We start from the raw sequence: 19651 nt of genomic DNA on the forward strand, positions 1-19651 counted from the left end.
CCTTACCCTTACCACAGTATTGTTTGGTCGCTCGATGCCAGTTGTGACGAGGCTTTTCGGTATTTAAAAAAAACCAATTTAAATTTTTTGTTCAAACCACCGATGGTTATGTATTAAATTTACATTTAATTAACACAAAAATGGATATTTTTTTACCCTTTTGTTGATGTTAATGATTATTGGGATATCAATCCTTCTGCTTTGCCATTGTAGACCTCATTTTGTTATCCCTTTGCTCTTTTAACGAGATCTAGTTTTGAATCGAAAATACGGAAAGGCTACCTATTTTTAGGCAGCCTGATCCATTTATGTTTTGTTTGAGAGAAGTAAAACTTATACATTATTACCTACAATTAACGAGATGCTCCACCAAAACCTCCGGAAAGTTGCGATTGTGCTTGAGCAACAAGACGTTTTGTAATCTCACCACCTACTGAACCGTTAGCACGAGAAGCTGTGTCAGCTCCAAGTTGCACACCAAATTCAGATGCGATTTCATATTTCATTTGATCAATTGCTTGTTGTGCACCTTGTACTAAAACTTGGTTACGATTACCACCACTACGATTTGCCATTATGTACTCACCTCCTTTTTTACATAACATCCCAATTTAATCTATTTTTTATGCATTAACTTGTAAAATGTTTCCTATTATTAACTGGGGTAAGGGTTTACTTACAATTGTTCTTTTCACCTGTGGTTTTCTTGTTGTTCGCAAAGTCTTGTAAACCGGTTTTGGATTCTTTAGAAAGTACAGTATAATTTTATTAGGTTGGGAACTACTCTTAGGCGCCAAGGGTGTCACTCTCTCAGCTTTCAGGAGCTTTGTGTAAACAAGCGACCCATGTCTATATGGGTCGCTATTATTTTGAAACCCATTTATTCTTGTGCTTCATCTGTTAATCCGTAAGAAACCAATGTTGGTTTCAATTTCTCGTTCAAGCATCATTCTGAGCGAATACCTTAAAAATATGGAGAGAATAGTTTTTCCCTATGCATTGCTGCCAATTCTCTCAGTTTCCAATATGTAAATCAAAAAGTTTTTGGAATAATCACTCAATACTTTAGGTAAGGAATATAATCTCCTTTTTAAAGTAAAATAATTTAGCGCTCTTCCTTGCGCCGTTATACATGCACATACCAAAGAAAGCCCCACTAAGTGTGGGGCCCCTCTGATTTCTCACGATTTTAATTTTCTTGTTGAACAACCCTATGTACTCGGTTTAATGACTAAAGCCCATACAATATCCCCTTTGCCTCAGTTTTTAGCCATTATTTTGTACATTCGATGAGAAATTACTGTTTTATTATTATCAAACTCACGTTTGGTGTGATTTTTAATGATTTGAACAATTACCGCATTTTCACTTACCTTTTCCACTAAGCCTATAATCTCTTTATCGAACAAAACTTTTTCACCCACATTTGCTTTCACAAGATCCTCCATAACTACATCTCCTTCGAAATGGATTTGTTCTTAAAGGTTTATTCGTTTTAATCCTAAACTCCTTTATAGAAAAAGTTATATTTGCTGTGAAAACAGGCAAAAATTAATGCAAAAAACTGGACTTTGCAGGCCTTTCCAAAATGAGAAAACAAAAATTTTGGTAAATATTGGTGATTAGATCAATCTCGGATCGGTTTTATCCCCTCGTTAAAAAGTTCAAAACAACCTACGGTTACAGGTGCCCTGTGTCAATTCAGCCTCACGAGAAACACTTGCTTTCTTGATGGTGCGAGACGATGCCCCAACAAAATGCGTTTGCGAAGGCGCTTGAAACACTCGGTGTAGACTGGGGCAATTTTTTCCCGGTACCCAGTTAGATATTAACAAGTATCCCGAAGGTAAAAAGTATGTCGCTGCGTTTGCGTTTTCTTAATTATCTTCACCTGGTTTGTAGGAATATGGCCCTTTATCCTCATTATGAGGGTTGTTTGTATCGATGTGCAGTGTCCCGGAATCGGTAATCGTCCCCAGGATGATGTCCCTTACTGTAGTACCTTTTTGCTTTACCCTCTTTAACAACCACTCCCTATCTACTTGCAGATACTTCAGGTTATGGTCGATAATTTGGCCATCCATAATGACTGGAATCGGAATGAACTCCTTTTTTACTTTTATTTTAAGATCTCCCGGCTGTACTGCCCTATATTTTGATTTTGGAATGACGCTGATCTGACCATTGTCTTCCATCGCAGCCAATGCGATATTCCGGGTATCAGTATACCCATGTACCCGTAATTGTGCAAGTAGTTCATCCATTGGCAGACGTACCTTCCTTAAGCCTTTACGGTCTATGTCCCCATTCCGGATGAGTACAGTAGGGCTTTCATAGAGAATCCATCGTAATTTATTATTCATCGAAATAAACATTAAGATTTTATAAAACACCACAATCATAAACGTATACAATAGAGCTTGCCAAACACTATCCTTTTGAAGCGGCTGACTGATCACATTCCCAATAATTAAGATAAAGAGCATATCAAAACTGTGCATTTGAGATATAGCCTTTTTTCCCGTAAATCTTAAAAACAAATACCCAAACAGAAATATCATGAATGCTCGATAAACAAATTCCATAAGTGTCTCCTCTTTTAAAACGTACAATTTTTATGGACCAAAAAGACAGTAATTCATACTTACTTAAGTTTTAATCCTTACCCTTATGAGTCTTCACTTCAGTCATAAATTTAGGAAAGTGTTCATAGAGGATGGAACAATAAGATTTGGTTCGCAAAACAAGGAACTTGGAAATTTCAATAACGAAACTTACAGAATTCGCATCAGATTTGACGTTGAACTCTAACCGATGCACTATGAAGTCTGACCATCGAACATTATTTTATACATTGGTGCCTAAGGGATACCGACAAGATTTCATATTTTATCCCATGGTCTTAGGTGTTGACTTCACACGATGCTTCGCTTTACATCCTCGATTGGTCATCATATTTTATTGCGTTTAGCTGCCTTCATAATTGAGACCGCGCTTCAAGGTTGATGCCTAGGTGGTTTGTTGTAAAGACGATAATAATCGTATTTGATCTTATTGTTTTAAAATTTGAACTTCATCTTTTATCTTTAAACAAGAAAAGAAAGAAAACAGAATATTTTCGCATCAAAAACAACATGACCTGTCTTTCATTACGCGGATTTTTGGTATGAAATGATGTGAGATTTCAATTATGTAAGGTGCCTATCGAAGCTCACGTTTGTCGAGCTTGGTTTTCACAGACAAAAAACCACCCATTGAGGGTGGCTCTGAAAATTGGACTTTTTCTTGAATTACTTCTGAATATATATGTAACAAACCAAACAAGTATAACTCCAATCTTGATGTACACAAGGAACTTTTCCATCAAACCAGTTATTTGCAGCATCAGTTTACTTAAAACAACTATATGAACAAGTGAACAATAATATATAATTAAATAATAATAAGACGTATAGCTTGTACTGAAGCTGGAACAAGGACCTTATACGGTGGTTTAGCCTCAAATGATGGAGCCATTTCTTTTAATGCATGTTCATCACCATCAAAGACCAACTTGTCTTTATAGTAAACGATGAAATGATAATAAGACTTCTTTTCCAATTCTTCACCCCCTCCAGCTCCTAACCATTCGTTAGCAGGAAATAAATCCCTTTTTCATAAACTTTTTTCTTATTAAGCCATTCATCCTTTTATAAATATTGCGGTTGATTCTCATCATTCTTCACCTCCCTCCACCAAAGTGGCAGAAGGCCAAGTGACATGCTCAGAGTCATCCCAGTACGGAAGCTTTCACCAATTCTCCTTCCGACAAAGAGTTCGCGAGAAAGTTCCTAAATCCTTGAATAAAGGTACTGGATGATTCCGAATTACAATTATCTTTGTAAAAAACATGGTTCTGCTTCGTTATTAAGGACCGTACCGTTGCATCAATGCGGGTACAGTTTTTCATAAAAGAAAGTTAATTGGTGATTATAAAGGATAAAAAGCTCATATACAGGATAAATTATATTTCATGGAGGTGAAAAACATGGATAACCAACAACAGCAACAACAAGCTGCTCGTCAAAGACAGCAACAAGCTCAACAACAAAACGCTGGTCAAAGACAGCAACAAGCTCAACAACAAGCTGGTCAATCTTACGGGACTGAATTTGGTAGCGAAACTAACGCTCAACAAGTTCGTCAGCAAAACCAACAGTCTCAACAACGTAACAGCCAACAAGGTCAACAGGGCCAACAAGGCCAACAACAGGCTGGTCAATCTTACGGGACTGAATTTGGTAGCGAAACTAATGTTCAACAAGTTCGTCAGCAAAACCAACAGTCTCAACAACGTAACAGCCAACAAGGTCAACAGGGCCAACAAGGCCAACAACAATAACCTCTATACAAGAATGCTCCTTAATCACTAGGGAGCATTTTTGGTTGTTTATCTTTTGTTATCACGTTTTTATTTGGTTTCTCGATCTCGGATTTCATTTTAATATAGAAAAATGAATGTTCTACAAACGAACATTACCTCCTACTTTCAAACCGTATGTTAACCAACACAATCCAAATGATCTTCGATGTTCAGGAGCTGATTTCGGCCCACCATGTCTCATACCTAATTTTGCTTAGTATACGTTTTCCATGTTTAGCTGGTTATCTATACAAAGAGTAAAACCCTTGATTTAATTGAAGACTTATATACAACGTAATCGTCTTGATAACGAACCGCGATAGAACGCCCTAAGGCGTTGTTTTAGTTGCCTTCAGGCAAAAGATTGTAGGATTTAATGCTGTAATAATTTATAAATAAAGAATAACACCAACCCTGGTCGCAACTCCTTTCAAAAGGCAAAAATAAAAGAGCTACTTACTGCACCTCCTGTTTATATTGCTAGCCTTATTTTCTACTTGTCAACTGAATGCATTTTTTAACAGGGTACCTGCACATGTTAACACCGGCAATCAGGAGAAGCTGATTTTCCGTTTTTCGCGGTTTTCTTAAGCAATTTAATCTTATGGGCGATTTGACCCGCATTGTTGTCTAGCTGATTCCAGTCCCTTTCATTTTCGCCTTTTGTTTTTGCTTTTCATCAAAATTAATCACTCCTATATTCCTTTAAACGTGCAGCATTGGGTTAAACTTGTTGATAATACTATGGGTTATGCGATCAGCATTTTTGTTGTATACTCTTTGGGCATCCTTGGATTCGGTTTGCAGCGCAAACATTTCCTCCGGTCCTGTTTTTGTTGTTACCGGACAAACCTGTAGGAAAAAGTATCTCTTCAACTAAATCGAATCTAAGGTTTCGATTACCAATAACACATTTAAATTCCTTGTTAAAGAAACGCCATCCAGCGGCAGGCTGTTTTGCTAACGGAATGTGGGTCTTTGCCCTTGTGTTGAACACATCCAGTACCGCGATACATATTTGAAATCCTATGAATTGATGATGGAGCCTAACTGGGGAGAACAAAGGAGAAAAACACAAAGCTTTTTTTTACTAACTTTTATTCGTTTATTCGACGAAATACCATGCATAAATTTAAAAATTTTGTGAAACCTTCTAATAAGATTTAACGTTGTTAATGGAGGTAAAGGATTAAACTATGTTTTCATTACGTGGAGATGCTCATAAGGTTTATTCTCAACTAAAAAAGGCCTCTGACAATGGCCAGACTTTGAATGGATTAAAGGAAATTATTGAGGTTGAAGAAATTTGCAATTTTTATCATTCAATTAATAGCGATACACTAAAAAAAATTTATTATCGTATGATTAAAGAAAAAAACGGTTCGGGAACCATCCCTATTTTTGTATCCTCTGCACCATGGCTTTTTTTTCTGTTTTCGAAACAATTACATCAATTTCTATTCAAAGAAGGAAACTTTCTTTGGATTGTCTTTATTTTTCTATATGTTTTTATTCTTACCATAAGTGTGATTCTTCACTTTCATGAAAAATCATGGGCAGCTGTACATATTGAAATCATTCTAGATATTTTAAAGGAAAGAAATAACAGCCCATTAGATGCTATGCGGGATTAATGGAAATAAATGATTATTAGTGTAATTTAACAAGGAAACAAACAGATTTCTTCCTTTGATCTCCTCCTTGGCTCCAGCACGGGAACCTTCTTCCAGGTTTTGAACGCTTCTTTTGCGGCCGGACATCGGCCATTTAAAAGCCTGGAAAAGAGACCTACTTCAGAGGAACATCATTAAACCACTTATTTTGGATTGCCGGATTTAATCATTCTAAATTAAGGATATAGGTTGGGGTACTGACAGTATTTTTAAGATAATCTTCTTGGAGAATTCCATAAACTGCACAGTCCTTGTATTGATTCTTGGCATTGCGGATCTTATGCCTGATCATACCTTCCTGTGCCATCCCAACTTTACTCATAATTCTGCCAGAAGCTGCATTATCGATGTTATGTGCTGCGGATATTTTGTGAATATTCATATACCTAAAACCAAATTCAACAACCGCTCTTAACGCTTCAGTCCCATAGCCCTGATGCCACCATCTGCATCCAAGCGAATAACCTACTTCACAGTTTTCAGTGGGAATGTCAAAATTGTAGAGTTCGATTTCTCCAATTAGTTCACCGGTAGTTTTTATTTCAATGCCCCAGTCACAAAATTCTTTACTGCTATACTCCCTCACAATTCCATCCACCCACTCAAACGTTTCCGAAACGGTCTTGTGTGCTCCTTTGATGAGATTGTCAGTTACCCGTTCGTCTGAAAGCCAATGGTCAAACATACTTTGTGCATCAGTAGGTTCCAATCTTCTAAGGATTAATCTGTCGGTTTCTATTTTTGGTGTTCCTAAATAGTTAATCATTCTTTCACCTTCTCCATTTGAACCATTATATTAAAACCAATTTCCTAACACTGTTCTACGTTTTCATTTAAATCACTCTATCACTCGACTTCAGTTTATATTGATTGTTCCTTAAACGATCAATTATCATCCATCATCTGTTGATAAAGACCAAATCTTTTAAAGTTTGACAAAGGGTATAATTACTTGTGTATTCGCCTTTATATTTGCTTTTGTAAAGTGTATTTATTGATATGAACGCACTTTTAAAAGTTTGCCATAAGAAGCTGTTTTTCCGTTTGGTTTTTGAATCCAATTCCTCATTGAAAACAGACCTCGCATCCCTAAAGAAAATCAAACAAGACGTCGAAGTTACGAGATTTTCAGTTTGACTCTCGTTTGCGCTGTGTGTCACAATCTGATAACGGCTTCACACTACTTTTTGCTGATCCCTATAATGTAAAGCGTATTGGGATATTGAAAATACTCCTCAACAAATTCTATTTTTTTATCCCACTCACAGTGACGTGCTTTATGGTATCGTTTTCCTTCCTTTGTTCTATCCATTATAAAGTGTGGGCTTATGACAGCCGGAAGAGCTGGCGTTAACCGAAAAAATTGGCTAAGCCAAGTCGGCGAACGGACCCTAAAAAGGAAAAAATCGCTTTCTAAAGGTCCCTAAGTCATTGGGCTTACCTTAATTTCTAACGATAAAACGCTAAGAGACAAAAGTAAAAGCGTACACACCTTTTATCAAACGTGCCATCTGAAGAATGCGTGAGAACTGCATGAGCAGGAAGAAAAAATCGGGTTGGATCATCGTCTCCCCCTTTTTGATCTAGGATTCCCAATAATGGGAAAGGGTATAAAAAGGAAATACTAAGTTGGATCTTTTTGACCCCCTTATTTTTGCGATTCGACCTTTTCAAACATTGTTTTCATTTTCTTGATCATGAGGAGTGCTACACATCCGACAAGGGCGACATATATGCTCAAGAGGAGAACCAATGAAGAGCCTTTCAGTGTAAGAAGAGGGTTAAAAACCAGTTAGAACGAGGCATTCACAAGGTCAGCCGAGTGCCGCGTGTCACGATTGGCTAAAGTTTATTGCCAGTTTTCATTCCTACAGCTTTAACAACACGATTTTAATCTTTTGCCAAAGACCGACAGCAACGGCGGTCAAGACTTTCATAAATGGAGAATGGACGGCCGATATATAAAGAAAGGGGAAAAAGCGATTAAAATTTTGGCGCCTTTGCTGGAGAAGGCATCTGGGGAATAAAAACAAGGTACGGTTTTCGGTATGTCAATGTCTTTGATCTGGACCAGACAGATGGAGACGCTATCCGACCATCACCGGTTCAAATGCTGGAAGATGGAAGTACACGGGTCACGCCAATGGCTAATTTCATCCGAAGGAAAACTTCATCGCCATTCAGAAAGGACGAAACGCCTTTTAGCAATTAAAAACACTTATCCATGAATATGGCCATTATCTTCTGCATGCCTAAGGTGCTCCATTTGAGAAGGAAGACAGCCACATTAAAGAAGCCATTGGTTATGTGGTCATGAAACATTTTGGTTATGATACAGGAAAATACTCATTCGGTTACATCGCCGAATGGTGCCAAGTATATAGCCTATATAATATGAAAAAAATCGGATCGGACATTGTTCGATACTCTATCTTTTTTACCTATATCGTGACGATCGTGACGACGATAATCATTTCGTTCGATAAGGCTCGAATTTTTAGAGAGCCGTGAAATTTAGTCCTATTGATTATTAAATAAAAGCCATTCTATGACTTTACAAGAATGGCTTTAAATTTTCTTTGTATTCTTTTTAATCGTTACGACAATTGTTTTTGTGAATGGTTTATTAAGAAATTCTTGCCTAAAACAATACAGTGAAACCTAATGAATCAATGTTTTTGCTTTTGGTCGTGAGGAATCAAAAACACGTTTGACATCAAAAAAATGTTTTAATACCTCGTTTTCTCCGGCCAATGCTTCACGCATTCGTAAGCCATCCACATTAATGCGGGCTTGCCTGAAGTAATGTGGACCTAATTGAGACCAGGTAATTTTTGATGCGTCAACGTTGGCATAGTAATCAAAGCCCTGGCTTTTTAAATAATGATATTTATTATTGGAATATTGTCCCCAATCTCCAATATCACTGCCAAACGCGAAAATAATAGTGTCTGTGCTTCCGACAATCGGTTCGACCTCTTGTTCCCATTTGGAGGTATCTTTTTTAAAGAGATCTAGGGATACTTTTTCTGCATTTAGGTGTCCCCAAGTATGAGAGGCAAATTTCCATCCTTCTTGTTTCATTGCAACGGCAACTTTTTTCGCTTTCAACAAATCCTTTTTGATATTTGGATTTGGTTTATCACTATTTGGGCCATAGTCACTCTCTGACGTTCGATATCCCAAAACTCCATTATACCCCGTTAACGCAATAATTCCTTTTGCTCCTTTATAAGAAAAATCTGGATGTTTGTCAACAAAATGATCAACGATAGGAACTAGATCGTATGCACCTTGAACGAGTTTCCCTTTTCTATTTATGTAGGTATTTGTCACATTTCCATTGGTATCAAGGGTTAAGTTTTTGGCAAATCCGTCATTTTTCATGTATTCATAATAGCTAACATCATCTTGCGACAATACCAATGGTTTTTTATTTGGTGGCAATTTAATAGTTTGATAAACCATTTTCCCATTTTTGTTTAGTTTCGCAATATCCTGGATACTCACAAGGACGTATTCTTTCTCGTATAATTGATTTAAAATATTTTTAAATTCATTGATGGTCACCATGTAGTCTTGGTAACCCTGGGCCATGTCATCCCCGTCAAATGCTTTGGATGGGTCAACGATTAATGAGTGAAAAAATAAATGAGGGATCTTGCTATTGTCTGGCCATGTCACAAGGTTTTTCTTTTGTTTTTCGTATGTACCTATGGCATTTTGAATGTCTTCATCTTTTAAAATACTTGATTTTTTTAATAGTGTTATAGCTTTTTGATAATCATATTGTTGGGCTGAGACTTTCGCTTTTGCTAATAAGCGTTCTTTGCGTTCTTTGCGTTCTTTGCGTTCTATTTGTTTTATTTGTTTTATTTGTTCTTTCTTTTTTGGCGAAGACGTGGTCGATGATGGCTGGGTGGCGTTAGCGTCACACCCGGTAATAAAGATGAGTGTAAGAAATAAAAGGATTTTACCTTTTGTTAAAAAAGAATGTCTCATAATAAGTTAATCCCTACTATCATTATCCAAGTTTAGGTGTAAATAATTTCACAGTATGTAAACGGTTGACGTAAATTATTGTCTATTGTCTATTGTCTTAATTTGACATTAAATGGCTTAACTCCTGCATTAATGTAAAAAAATAAATTTGACGTGAGTAGAATCAATGAAGGCGACCGAAGGATCGATCAGCCCGTAGTTGGTCGCTTCCCGGAGACTGCGGTAAAAATCTGTTCAAATCACTATCCTGAAAGCGACGGGCATAGTTTTTACCGAAGGTGGAGAAGTGGGGGATTTTTTCATCGAACCCATACCCCTGGAACCATCGATACGCCACATTGGTTTCAATCTCTTTGATGGTTTGGCTTTTATTTTTTTTTTAGCAACGCACAACACTAAACACGGTCAGATTGTTTAATAAAGTAGTAAAAATAAGAGACAAAATGAACTATGACGTATTCTCATAACACATTTGTTATCATTTATAAAGCGAATAATGTTTAGGCTTCTTAATAAATAAAACCCCATTAAATTTTAGTGCTCAAAATGTGGTCAATGAGCATTTTAACTAATAAAACTGGCCACCAAAACAACAAACAAAACCCCCTAACACCAAGGTGTCAAGGGGTTTAAATTTTAATACAGTTGTTCGCCTTCCCAAGGGCCAGAACATATCTCACCCTTTTTTTCTTTTTCAAATATGGCTTAAAATGTGTAATATCAGCAGATTACTTTTTTTGGTTTTCAAAATATATCTTATCTTTTTATATAATTTTGGTCATTTTTTGGTCGAGATTTTGGTCAATCATTCTCCCTTATTGATTGTTCAGGTAAGGTAATGATCGAGAATAACCATACTTATGCTGTATGAGACTCAAAGATTGTATTGTGTCTTATCAATTTGATCGTGAACAGCATCAACTGAATACACCTATTCGATGCTTTAAACTAACAGTATGCAAAAATAGAGCTAAATGTTGGTTAGCTCTACTTGTAAGGTTTTACTTATTTAGTTTCAAGATCAGTTTTATCTCTTCCACTATGCCATAAAGACCAACAGAAATAGCAGAGTTTCTTATACATTTAAGATCCTCAAGCTGAACCATCATGTTCCTTGCTTCCGCCAAATAACAGATTGCTTCCTTCATTTTATCTTTGTAAACTTTGGTTGTTCTTTCGATTTCTGCAGCGAACTTTTCATCCGTACCGGGTGTAATACAAGTTTCGTACATATCAATGATTTCATCTGTTTCTCGTTCAGGCATATATTCATGAGGTGCTGTACTATCAAATATTGCGATGCCTTTTTCACGAAGGATGACCATGTCTAAACTGTTTGGATCAAATCCGCAGTAGTAAATCTCAACGTCGTATCCTTTTTCCTTTCCAGCAGCTGCAATCTTCTTCAGCATTGTTGATTTCCCTGATCCCGCTCTGCCTTTAATCAAATAACGTTTCGATATATCTTCTGTTAGATTTTGAATATAGTCAACTGCGCCATTTGGAGTTGCTGCACCTAGGAAACGATGTTTTACATTTGAAGTTTTTTCAGCTCTCTCCTCTCCAAAGAAAAGGTCAATCAGCTCATTTGTCAATTGATTGGCTTTAGCAAAACTCATGTTAGAGATATAGATTTCTTCTATGTCATCATGTGCTTTAAGTGATTCTGCAAATGTAGCATATGCTTTTTGCAATTTTGCAAAAATGTCCATATTAAGCTGTTGCATTTTATTATGATGTTCAAAAAGATATTTAGTGGTCTTTAGACTTTCAAGAATGGTTATTTGCAGATTTTCGTTTGCTATTTCATTGCCAATATCAGGCACTGCATCGTCAATAATTCCAATACCGGCATCAGGAACGATTAACCCTTCTATCCATTCATTATTATATGCACAATGCAAAAATTCAATAGTATGTCCTTCTGCACTTAATGTTTCACCTATTGTATTCATGAATGCAGATTTATCTGATCGTAAACCCCCTTGAAGCAAAAACACACGGTTTAAACCCCTTAATGCAGAGTGATAAAGACTTATATATCCTTTAGCTGTATTTCCACCTGCATAATAATGAAGTACTGATCCACTCATACAATCACCCTTACCCTTTTTTTCTAATATATGTTCACCATCAATAAGGGTGTATGCCTACCGTTAAAAGAGCGAATTTGCAAGCTTTTCTCTAGACCAATCCTTCACTTTCCAATGTATTTTTTTTACAAAAAAGAAGTGCAGCTAACGTGTTCTCTTCTGGGGGATTTTGGTTATGCAAAGGGACTTAATAAATTAGGTAGGATAGAGTCCGGAACAGATAAGCTTGCAAGTTTGAAAGGTAATTTTACAGTTACAATTAAAAAAAATTGATTAATAAAAAACGGAATCATCTTCTTTGTAAAACAAATTCCTTTTTTCTGTAACTTTTTTCTTATTAGGCCATTCACCCTTTTATAAATATTGCGGTTGATTGTTCTCATCATTCTTCACCTCCCTCCACCAAAGTGGCAGAAGGCCAGGTGACATGCTCAGAGTCATCACAGTACGGAAGCTTTCACCAATTCTCCTTCCGACAAAAAATTCGCGAGAAAGTTCTTAAATCCTTGAATAAAGGTACTGGATGATTCCGAATTACAATTATCTTTGTTTGATTTGGATAATCCTAAACGAAGTCCACTAGGGTAAACCATGGATGAAATAAGAAAAAAACATTGTTCTGCTTCGTTATTAAGGACCGTATCGTTGCATCAATGCGGGTACAGTTCTTCATAGAAGCAAGTTAATCGGTGTTCATAAAGGATAAAAAGCTCATATACAGGGTAAATTATATTTCGTGGAGGTGAAAAACATGGATAACCAACAACAGCAACAACAAGCTGCTCGTCAAAGACAGCAACAAGCTCAACAACAAGCTGGTCAATCTTATCATTTGATTGCTCATAAAAATCGTCCTTTCGTGAATTGTGGGTGTGGTAACTTTCATTTTACTAAAAGAGGCGATTTTTTTTGTGTGCATTTTATCAAGAAAAAAAGAAAAGCTGTCAGAAAGTCAGTTTGCTAGTTAACGTACCTCAAGACGTTCTTTACTTGGTGTCAGCCCGCCAAATCCCGGACCACATCAAGCCAAGATCGATTCGATTGCTGAGATCATTATCGCTAAAGCTGCCGGAACTATCTTAACTTTTAAAATGAGTATAGGTTACAAGAAAACGGCGTAAACATAGCAGTTTTACAAGAATCAGGAACCTATACCGTACAGAATTCACGCTTTGCTTATACCGTAACTCCCAGCCTAACCTGGTACCGCAACATAACAAGCTCGGTCCCGTACTAGTAGAGATCGTTTATATTGTAGTCGCTCCTACTATAAACGTTGAATCTAGATCACTAAATGCTATTGTTTTTAGACAAGCCTCCTTACAACAACAAATGCCCAACGGTCTATGATATTTATGGTCTATTCAGCACTTATTTTAAAGTCCTTAACTTTTTAACCAATTCTCTTTTTGAAAAAATAGCTCATCGTCTAGTTTGAATTCTATTTTGATCGCATTAAAAGAGACTGTATGCACCTCTGACTTTAAGTGCTTATAGATTATGATATGTACATTCCCCTTTGTAGCCAGCATTCCAGAATTAATCATGGAAAACCCTTTCATAATTTTCAGTTTGCTTATCAAATAAAAAATAGCCCTCTTTAACCTTGAGCAATCCGTCACGCATTTTTTTCTTTTGGGATAATTCACGTCTTATATCTTTAATAGAAGCTATTTCTAGATTACAACGTTTAGCGGTAGACGCGAGGAGCTGATTATCTGTTGTTTTATAAAGAAAAAAGGGAACCATCACTGTCATCTCCTTTAAAATGATTGTAATCTTATTATTTTGATTAATTATGCATTTGCTTTTCGTTTTATTCAAAAAAGCGAACTTTCGGTTCGCTTTTTGCCTATAACAATCACAATAAATTTTATGCAAGTATTTAATTACTCACGCTTACACTAACATCGTTTTACTTTTTGTTCTTACCTAGTACTCCCCATTTCCGTTTATTTTGATCCCTCTTAAACACGAAAGAAAGACTCGCTGATGTGTAAAAACGAGTCTCTTTCATGGACTTAATTGGTATAAGTTTTCCCTGTTCCTCTGACCCAGTAACCATCATTTGGTTTGGACATTTCAATAGGATATGATTCTCATGCAGGATGGGATACCAGTACAGGTCTGGTCCTGACGGAATGAAATTGCTGAATAAATTGGTCTCCTCATCAAATACGGGAATTTCATCGAAATAATATCCAAGTGATGAAAAGCAGAAGAGCAATTGCTCTTCTACTTTGTGTTTGATTAATACCATTATCAAATTCGTGTCTAAACAATATTTATGCCACGAAAGGCAAGCAGAATATATCATCAGCAAATTCAAAGCTCTGTTATTCTTGATAATTTAAAGGACGGTATAAAGCTGTAGCTCTACCTTAATGGAATTCTAATTTTTAATTCTATATCCCAAAATCCCATTAAAAAGGAATGGACTGATGTACTTTTTTTAGCATGTTTTTTAATCATTTTCAAAAAAGAAAAATCCCAGGAAACTTAAAATTAAAAGTACTCCTAACGTACTTAGAACTAGAAAACCGAGGCCCCCCACCCAAAATAACGCTTTTGGATATATAAATGCCCCAATTAAACCTATAAGTAAGAGCTATATTATCGACTTGAGAGTTACGAAAAACGGAAGGATAAGGCGGAGGTCTCGAACAACGACGTGTTTATTATACATAACGTTTTATTTACATTTTATAAAATAAAACGGTGTTATCCCCTACGATATCAACCACAGGTGCTTTAATCCTATTGTTTTATAGAAGAATAATGTCAGCCTTAAGTTTTACACACCCACGAAAAAACTTACCGTTATTTGGTAAGCTTTTTCCATGTTAATTTGAGAGTGAACATCTAAAGTTTTATACTAAAACCATCCCATCTTCAACGAGCTGTTTTTGAAGCTCTTTAATATCAATGTTTGATGGAGTTGTTCCGTTGGTATGGGTCATTGCAGCTGCTGTTCCAGCTGCCTGTCCAACCGCCATCGCACTCGGAGTTAAACGAGTCGTGGCAAGTGCTTCATGAGAAGTTGACATACAGCGTCCGGCTACAAGTAAATTTTGGATCTTCTTAGGAACAAGGCATCCATAAGGAATGTCGAACGAACCGTCCCCTTCTATCCATGAGATCTCCATTCCGTTTCCGCTTGGAGCATGGATATCAATTGGATAACCGCTTTTTGCAATAACGTCGTCAAACTTTCGTCCGGCTACCACATCCTCTTTTGTTAATACATAGTTCCCCTCAATTCTGCGAGATTCACGAATTCCAATTTGGGCACCAGTGCTCGATATAGAAGCATTTTCAAAACCAGGAATTAAATTTTTGAGAAAATCAGCCACCATTAACACTTGCTTGCGGCCTTCAAATTCGGCCTTTGTTAAATCCTCAATTTTTGTGCTATCCAGATCCTGAACCCTTGTCATATTCACAAGCACTTCATCTTCTGCTGGACCTGCAAAGAAAAGAACCTGATCACGGTTAATTGGCAGATCCGCTTCCTTCCATTCTTTATAAAAACCCTGCACAGCAGTCAATGGCAGATTTGGAAGGTCATCAAACGGTGTTTTTTTAAAAAAGTTTTCTGGATGGTTGATCATTTGCTCTTTGACTTTTTTCAAATCCACTCCCCGCATCCTAAACTTCATCGTTAACGGCTGAGTTTTTTGGTCTTGATCACGACCCTTAAGAGTGGGCGCTCCTGACAAGTATGCAATGTCTGCATCTCCTGAAGTATCGATAAACATATCAGCGTAAACTTTTTGTCGCCCTGATTTTGAGGTGATCTGTATATATTGAATCCGATTATTTTCAACTTTAACGGTATCGACAAAGCTATGAACGAGTAAGTCGGCCCCCGCTTCTTCCAGCATTTCAACAGCTAGAACTTTGTACACCTCCGGATCATAAGGTGTGACGCTATAAACAAACCCACACGTGTCGCGAAGATGTCCTGGAGAAGCACCGCGATTCTTTAAGCGCTGGACAATTTCATCAGCAATACCTTTGATTACTTGGGTTCCATTTTCATTGTGGTATGTCATCCATGGGTAAACGCTTGCAATGGTGGACATGCCTCCAAGAAAACCATGCCTTTCAACTAATAGTACCTTTTTATGTTTTCGGCCAGCAGCAATAGCGGCATTAATTCCAGCCGGTCCACCACCCACCACCACAATATCGTAATGTTTTATCATATTTTCTCCTCCTATTAAGAAGCTTAATGGATCTACTACTATACTAGACGAATAAGGGGTGCTGTATCTATAAATGCAGGAAGGTTAAAACATGTTTCAATTAGAGGAAAATACAAAAAACATGTTTTAAGAACAGACATTAACAAAAAATTCTGTGATATAGTTTCAATGTTGAAAACGCACACATTTAAATATGAGGGTTTTAAAGGGGGTTATATTTTGAGGAAGAAATTACAAAGTTATTTTTCCATGCTGGGAAGATCGTTTCTTTTAGCCGTAGCGGCTATGTCATTCTTTGTCCTGCTGCTATCCTTAGGAGCGGTTTTGAAAAACCCGTTTTTTATTGAAGCAGTTCCCTTCTTAGGTAACACATGGGTTCAATTTATTGCAAATGCTCTCAGTGAATCCGGACTTGTTATCATACGGTTTATGCCGCTTGTATTTGCAGTATCCATCGCAATCGGAATGTCGGAAAAAGGTTCCAAGGAAATTGCGGCCTTTTCAGCTGTAGTGGGTTACTTATTTATGATTACCTTCTCGAGCTTGGCGATGTCTACATTCGGGTTGGCACTCAAACCGGATGTAGTCGTCGGTGAAAACAATATGCTTGCCATTTCTCAAACGCTTGAGATGAGAAAAGCAATGCAGACGATGGTGCTCGGTGTTCAAACGATTGATACTGGAGTACTTGGCGGGGTTATTGTTGGTACTGTTTCAGCTTGGGCAACCAAACGCTTTAAGACTCAATCGCTGCCGATGATTTTTAGCTTTTATCGAGGCAAACATTTCCCCCCGATCGCCACCGGTTTTATCTTTATGGTTGTTGGGATTGTGATTCCGTTCATCTGGCCGGTCATCGGAGGAGGAATTTACAGCGCTGCCAAGCTTGTCACCGGAGCAGGCGTATTTGGATCGTTCTTATTCGGATTTATTGAAAGAATGCTGATTCCAACCGGGCTTCACCATGTGTGGTACTCGTTGGCACACTTTACACCGGTTGGGGGAACAAAGGAAATATGTGGACAATTTTATACAGGTACCAAGGCCATTACAACTGCTGCGTTAGGGTGTGGCAAGTTCAGCGGGGACCTTTCCGATATTACCCGTGTTTGGCTCGGCCAGGGTGCGACTCCAATTAAAGTATTTGGTGTACCTGGTGCCTTGCTGGGGATCTATCTTGCGGCGAAGAATAAGAATCGAGCAAAAGTTATCGCCATCTCGGCGGCGAGTGCTTCTTTCTTTGCTGGAGTAACAGAACCCTTCGAATTCTTATTCATGTTCCTTGCGCCAGGATTATTCGTGATTCATGCTGCTCTAACTGGATTGTCGTTTGCTATTTTAGATTTAGTGAACGCTTCTTACCTAGGAGGTAACAACATCATCGAACTTATCTTTAATGGTGTTTTCCAAGGTCATAAGTCAACATGGATTCCTGTCACATTAGTCGGTGTCGCGATGTTCTTCATCTATATGTTTACGTTTAAGTGGTATATCGAAAAATTCAACATTATGACACCCGGACGGGAACCAGAAGAAGATACGGAAGAGATTTTACACGCAGAAGTGGCAGCCTCCAAGCTTATTATTTCAAAAGCTGATAAAAATGAAGTAGCAAAAATCTTAATTGAACACCTGGGTGGAAAAGACAACATTAAAGATTACACCAACTGTATTTCCCGCCTTCGAATTTTCGTTCATGACCCATCACTGTTGAATGAAGGAGCTCTCAAAAAGGTACCGGATTCTCTCGGTATGTCAAAGCCATCAGAAGAAGAAGTTCATATTGTTTTTGGTATGAAGGTATCTGAATACCGTGAAGCATTAGACGTTCAGCTAGATCAATAAACCAAACAGAGATTGAGGTGCTAATATGAAAACTTATAAAATTGCCGTAGCGGGTGGAGGTTCCACTTATACACCAGGAATTGCGAAAGCACTAATGCTTAAGAAGGAAGAATTCCCGGTTAGCGAAATTCGTTTATATGATATCAATGAAGAACGCCAGGGGAAAGTGGCAATGATTACAGAAAAAGTAGTCGCTGAATTTGATTCAAACGTAAAAATCACAGCCACAACCGAACCAAAAACCGCATTTGAAGATGTTGACTTTATCTTTGCGCAGCTTCGTGTAGGCGGTAATGTTATGCGTGAAAAGGATGAAAAAATTCCGTTCGGCCACGGGATTGTTGGTCAAGAAACATGTGGGCCGGGCGGTATGGCATACGGGTTGAGAACTATTGGTCCAATGATAGAACTCTGCGATTATGCAGCGCAGTTTGCTCCTGACGCGTGGATCATTAACTATTCAAATCCTGCGGCGATTGTAGCCGAAGCCATTCGAAGAGAACGTCCAAATGCACGTATTTTGAACATTTGTGATATGCCAATAGGTATGATGCTTCGCATGGCCGAAATTCTAGGCGCAAAAAAAGATGAAATTGAAGTTGATTACTTTGGATTAAACCATTTTGGCTGGTTTACCGACGTGTATGTTAAAGGTGAAAGCCGTATGAACGAATTGCGTGAGTATATGAGCGTAAACGGGCTAGTAACTCCGGAACAGTCAAAAGATCTGCAGCACTCCGATGTAGATTGGATTAAAGCGCATAAAAACGTGGCAAAAATGCTTCAGCTTTTCCCTGAGTATCTGCCTAGCTCCTACTTGCAATATTATTTGATTCCGCAAACCGTGGTCGAACAAACAAATCCAGAGTACACGAGGGCAAACCGGGTGATGGATCATCGTGAAAAGAACTTGTTTGACTCTATTGAGCATCTGGAGGAGACGGGTGAATTCCAAGAAGGGTTCAATGTCGGTGTCCATGGTACTTTTATCGTTGATGTAGCCATGTCAATCGCCTTTGATCGTCGCGAGCGCTTCCTCCTAATTGTTGAAAACAACGGAGCGATTCCCAACCTGCCTTCCGATGCAATGGTCGAAATTCCAGCGTATGTAACGAGCAGAGGACCTGAACCTATTCGATTAGAACCCATTGGTTTATTTTACAAAGGTTTAATCGAGCAGCAACTAGCCTCTGAAAAATTGCTTGTTGAAGGGGCATTGGAAAGATCATACCAAAAAGCACTACAGGCATTTACACTCAATAAAACATTCCCTTCAGCAGAAGTGGCAAAGATTGTCTTGGATGATCTGATCGAAGCAAATAAAGATTTCTGGCCAGTCTTAGCATAATATTTAACCAAAGAGACCTGACTTATCATCAGGTCTCTTTGATTTCCCTGTCCCCTATTTTATAATAGGTATCTGGAGGG

The 19651-nt window shown here is 37.8% G+C and carries 15 protein-coding genes and 2 pseudogenes; 6 read left to right on the forward strand and 11 right to left on the reverse strand.

The window, feature by feature from the left end; all coding sequences use genetic code 11:
• Positions 1-353: 353 nt before the first annotated feature.
• Together QNH15_RS19675 and QNH15_RS19680 are read right to left on the reverse strand one after the other, a co-directional pair.
• Positions 354-575, reverse strand: coding sequence for an alpha/beta-type small acid-soluble spore protein (locus QNH15_RS19675; RefSeq protein ID WP_283889854.1), 222 nt, complete (start codon positions 573-575; stop codon positions 354-356).
• A gap of 684 nt (positions 576-1259) precedes the next feature.
• Complete coding sequence (locus QNH15_RS19680) at positions 1260-1448, reverse strand: DUF2187 family protein (RefSeq protein WP_283889857.1); 189 nt, start codon at positions 1446-1448, stop codon at positions 1260-1262.
• Positions 1449-1698: 250 nt separating this feature from the next.
• On the opposite strand from QNH15_RS19680, the pseudogene QNH15_RS19685 reads away from it, so the two are divergent.
• A pseudogene (locus QNH15_RS19685) lies at positions 1699-1860 on the forward strand (manganese catalase family protein); the annotation flags it as partial.
• 17 nt (positions 1861-1877) lie between these two features.
• On the opposite strand, the gene QNH15_RS19690 reads toward QNH15_RS19685, so the two are convergent.
• Together QNH15_RS19690 and QNH15_RS19695 are read right to left on the reverse strand one after the other, a co-directional pair.
• Positions 1878-2585 carry a DUF421 domain-containing protein gene (locus QNH15_RS19690; protein WP_283889859.1) on the reverse strand — a complete coding sequence of 236 codons (708 nt, stop codon included), beginning with the start codon at positions 2583-2585 and terminating at the stop codon, positions 1878-1880.
• 847 nt (positions 2586-3432) lie between these two features.
• The gene (locus QNH15_RS19695; protein WP_283889861.1) at positions 3433-3600 is read right to left on the reverse strand and encodes a hypothetical protein; all 168 of its coding nucleotides are present in this window, start codon (positions 3598-3600) and stop codon (positions 3433-3435) included.
• Between the two features lie 427 nt (positions 3601-4027).
• On the opposite strand from QNH15_RS19695, the gene QNH15_RS19700 reads away from it, so the two are divergent.
• A complete protein-coding gene (locus QNH15_RS19700) occupies positions 4028-4381 on the forward strand; it encodes a gamma-type small acid-soluble spore protein (RefSeq protein WP_283889863.1) in 354 nt (117 codons plus the stop codon).
• A gap of 1217 nt (positions 4382-5598) precedes the next feature.
• Positions 5599-6036: a hypothetical protein gene (locus QNH15_RS19705; RefSeq protein ID WP_283889865.1), complete on the forward strand. Its 438-nt coding sequence runs from the start codon at positions 5599-5601 to the stop codon at positions 6034-6036.
• 205 nt (positions 6037-6241) lie between these two features.
• Here QNH15_RS19705 and QNH15_RS19710 read toward each other — a convergent pair whose 3' ends face one another.
• The 5 genes and pseudogenes from QNH15_RS19710 to QNH15_RS19730 form a co-directional block, all read right to left on the reverse strand.
• Positions 6242-6841, reverse strand: coding sequence for a GNAT family N-acetyltransferase (locus tag QNH15_RS19710; protein ID WP_283889867.1), 600 nt, complete (start codon positions 6839-6841; stop codon positions 6242-6244).
• Positions 6842-8736: 1895 nt separating this feature from the next.
• Entirely contained in the window at positions 8737-10077 is a 1341-nt protein-coding gene (locus QNH15_RS19715) for a hypothetical protein (protein ID WP_283889869.1), read from the reverse strand.
• A 147-nt stretch (positions 10078-10224) separates the two neighbouring features.
• Positions 10225-10453, reverse strand: a pseudogene (locus QNH15_RS19720) (transposase); the annotation flags it as partial.
• 625 nt (positions 10454-11078) lie between these two features.
• Entirely contained in the window at positions 11079-12170 is a 1092-nt protein-coding gene (locus QNH15_RS19725) for a hypothetical protein (protein WP_283889871.1), read from the reverse strand.
• 173 nt (positions 12171-12343) lie between these two features.
• On the reverse strand, positions 12344-12556 hold the full coding sequence (locus QNH15_RS19730; RefSeq protein ID WP_283889873.1) for a hypothetical protein: 213 nt from the start codon (positions 12554-12556) through the stop codon (positions 12344-12346).
• A 365-nt stretch (positions 12557-12921) separates the two neighbouring features.
• Here QNH15_RS19730 and QNH15_RS19735 point away from each other — a divergent pair, with 365 nt between their 5' ends.
• Positions 12922-13134 carry a hypothetical protein gene (locus tag QNH15_RS19735; protein ID WP_283889874.1) on the forward strand — a complete coding sequence of 71 codons (213 nt, stop codon included), beginning with the start codon at positions 12922-12924 and terminating at the stop codon, positions 13132-13134.
• Positions 13135-13709: 575 nt separating this feature from the next.
• Here QNH15_RS19735 and QNH15_RS19740 read toward each other — a convergent pair.
• Together QNH15_RS19740 and QNH15_RS19745 are read right to left on the reverse strand one after the other, a co-directional pair.
• Positions 13710-13922 (reverse strand): hypothetical protein, encoded by a 213-nt coding sequence (locus QNH15_RS19740; protein WP_283889876.1) that lies wholly within the window; start codon positions 13920-13922, stop codon positions 13710-13712.
• A 1118-nt stretch (positions 13923-15040) separates the two neighbouring features.
• A complete protein-coding gene (locus tag QNH15_RS19745; protein WP_283889878.1) occupies positions 15041-16378 on the reverse strand; it encodes an FAD-dependent oxidoreductase in 1338 nt (445 codons plus the stop codon).
• 219 nt (positions 16379-16597) lie between these two features.
• Between QNH15_RS19745 and QNH15_RS19750 the strand changes: the two genes are divergently transcribed.
• Both QNH15_RS19750 and QNH15_RS19755 read left to right on the forward strand, forming a co-directional pair.
• Complete coding sequence (locus QNH15_RS19750; RefSeq protein WP_256226433.1) at positions 16598-18223, forward strand: PTS transporter subunit EIIC; 1626 nt, start codon at positions 16598-16600, stop codon at positions 18221-18223.
• Positions 18224-18248: 25 nt separating this feature from the next.
• Positions 18249-19571, forward strand: coding sequence for a 6-phospho-alpha-glucosidase (locus QNH15_RS19755; RefSeq protein ID WP_283889882.1), 1323 nt, complete (start codon positions 18249-18251; stop codon positions 19569-19571).
• Positions 19572-19651 lie beyond the last annotated feature (80 nt).

Source organism: Fictibacillus enclensis (genome assembly GCF_030123385.1).
GTDB lineage: Bacteria > Bacillota > Bacilli > Bacillales > Fictibacillaceae > Fictibacillus_C > Fictibacillus_C enclensis.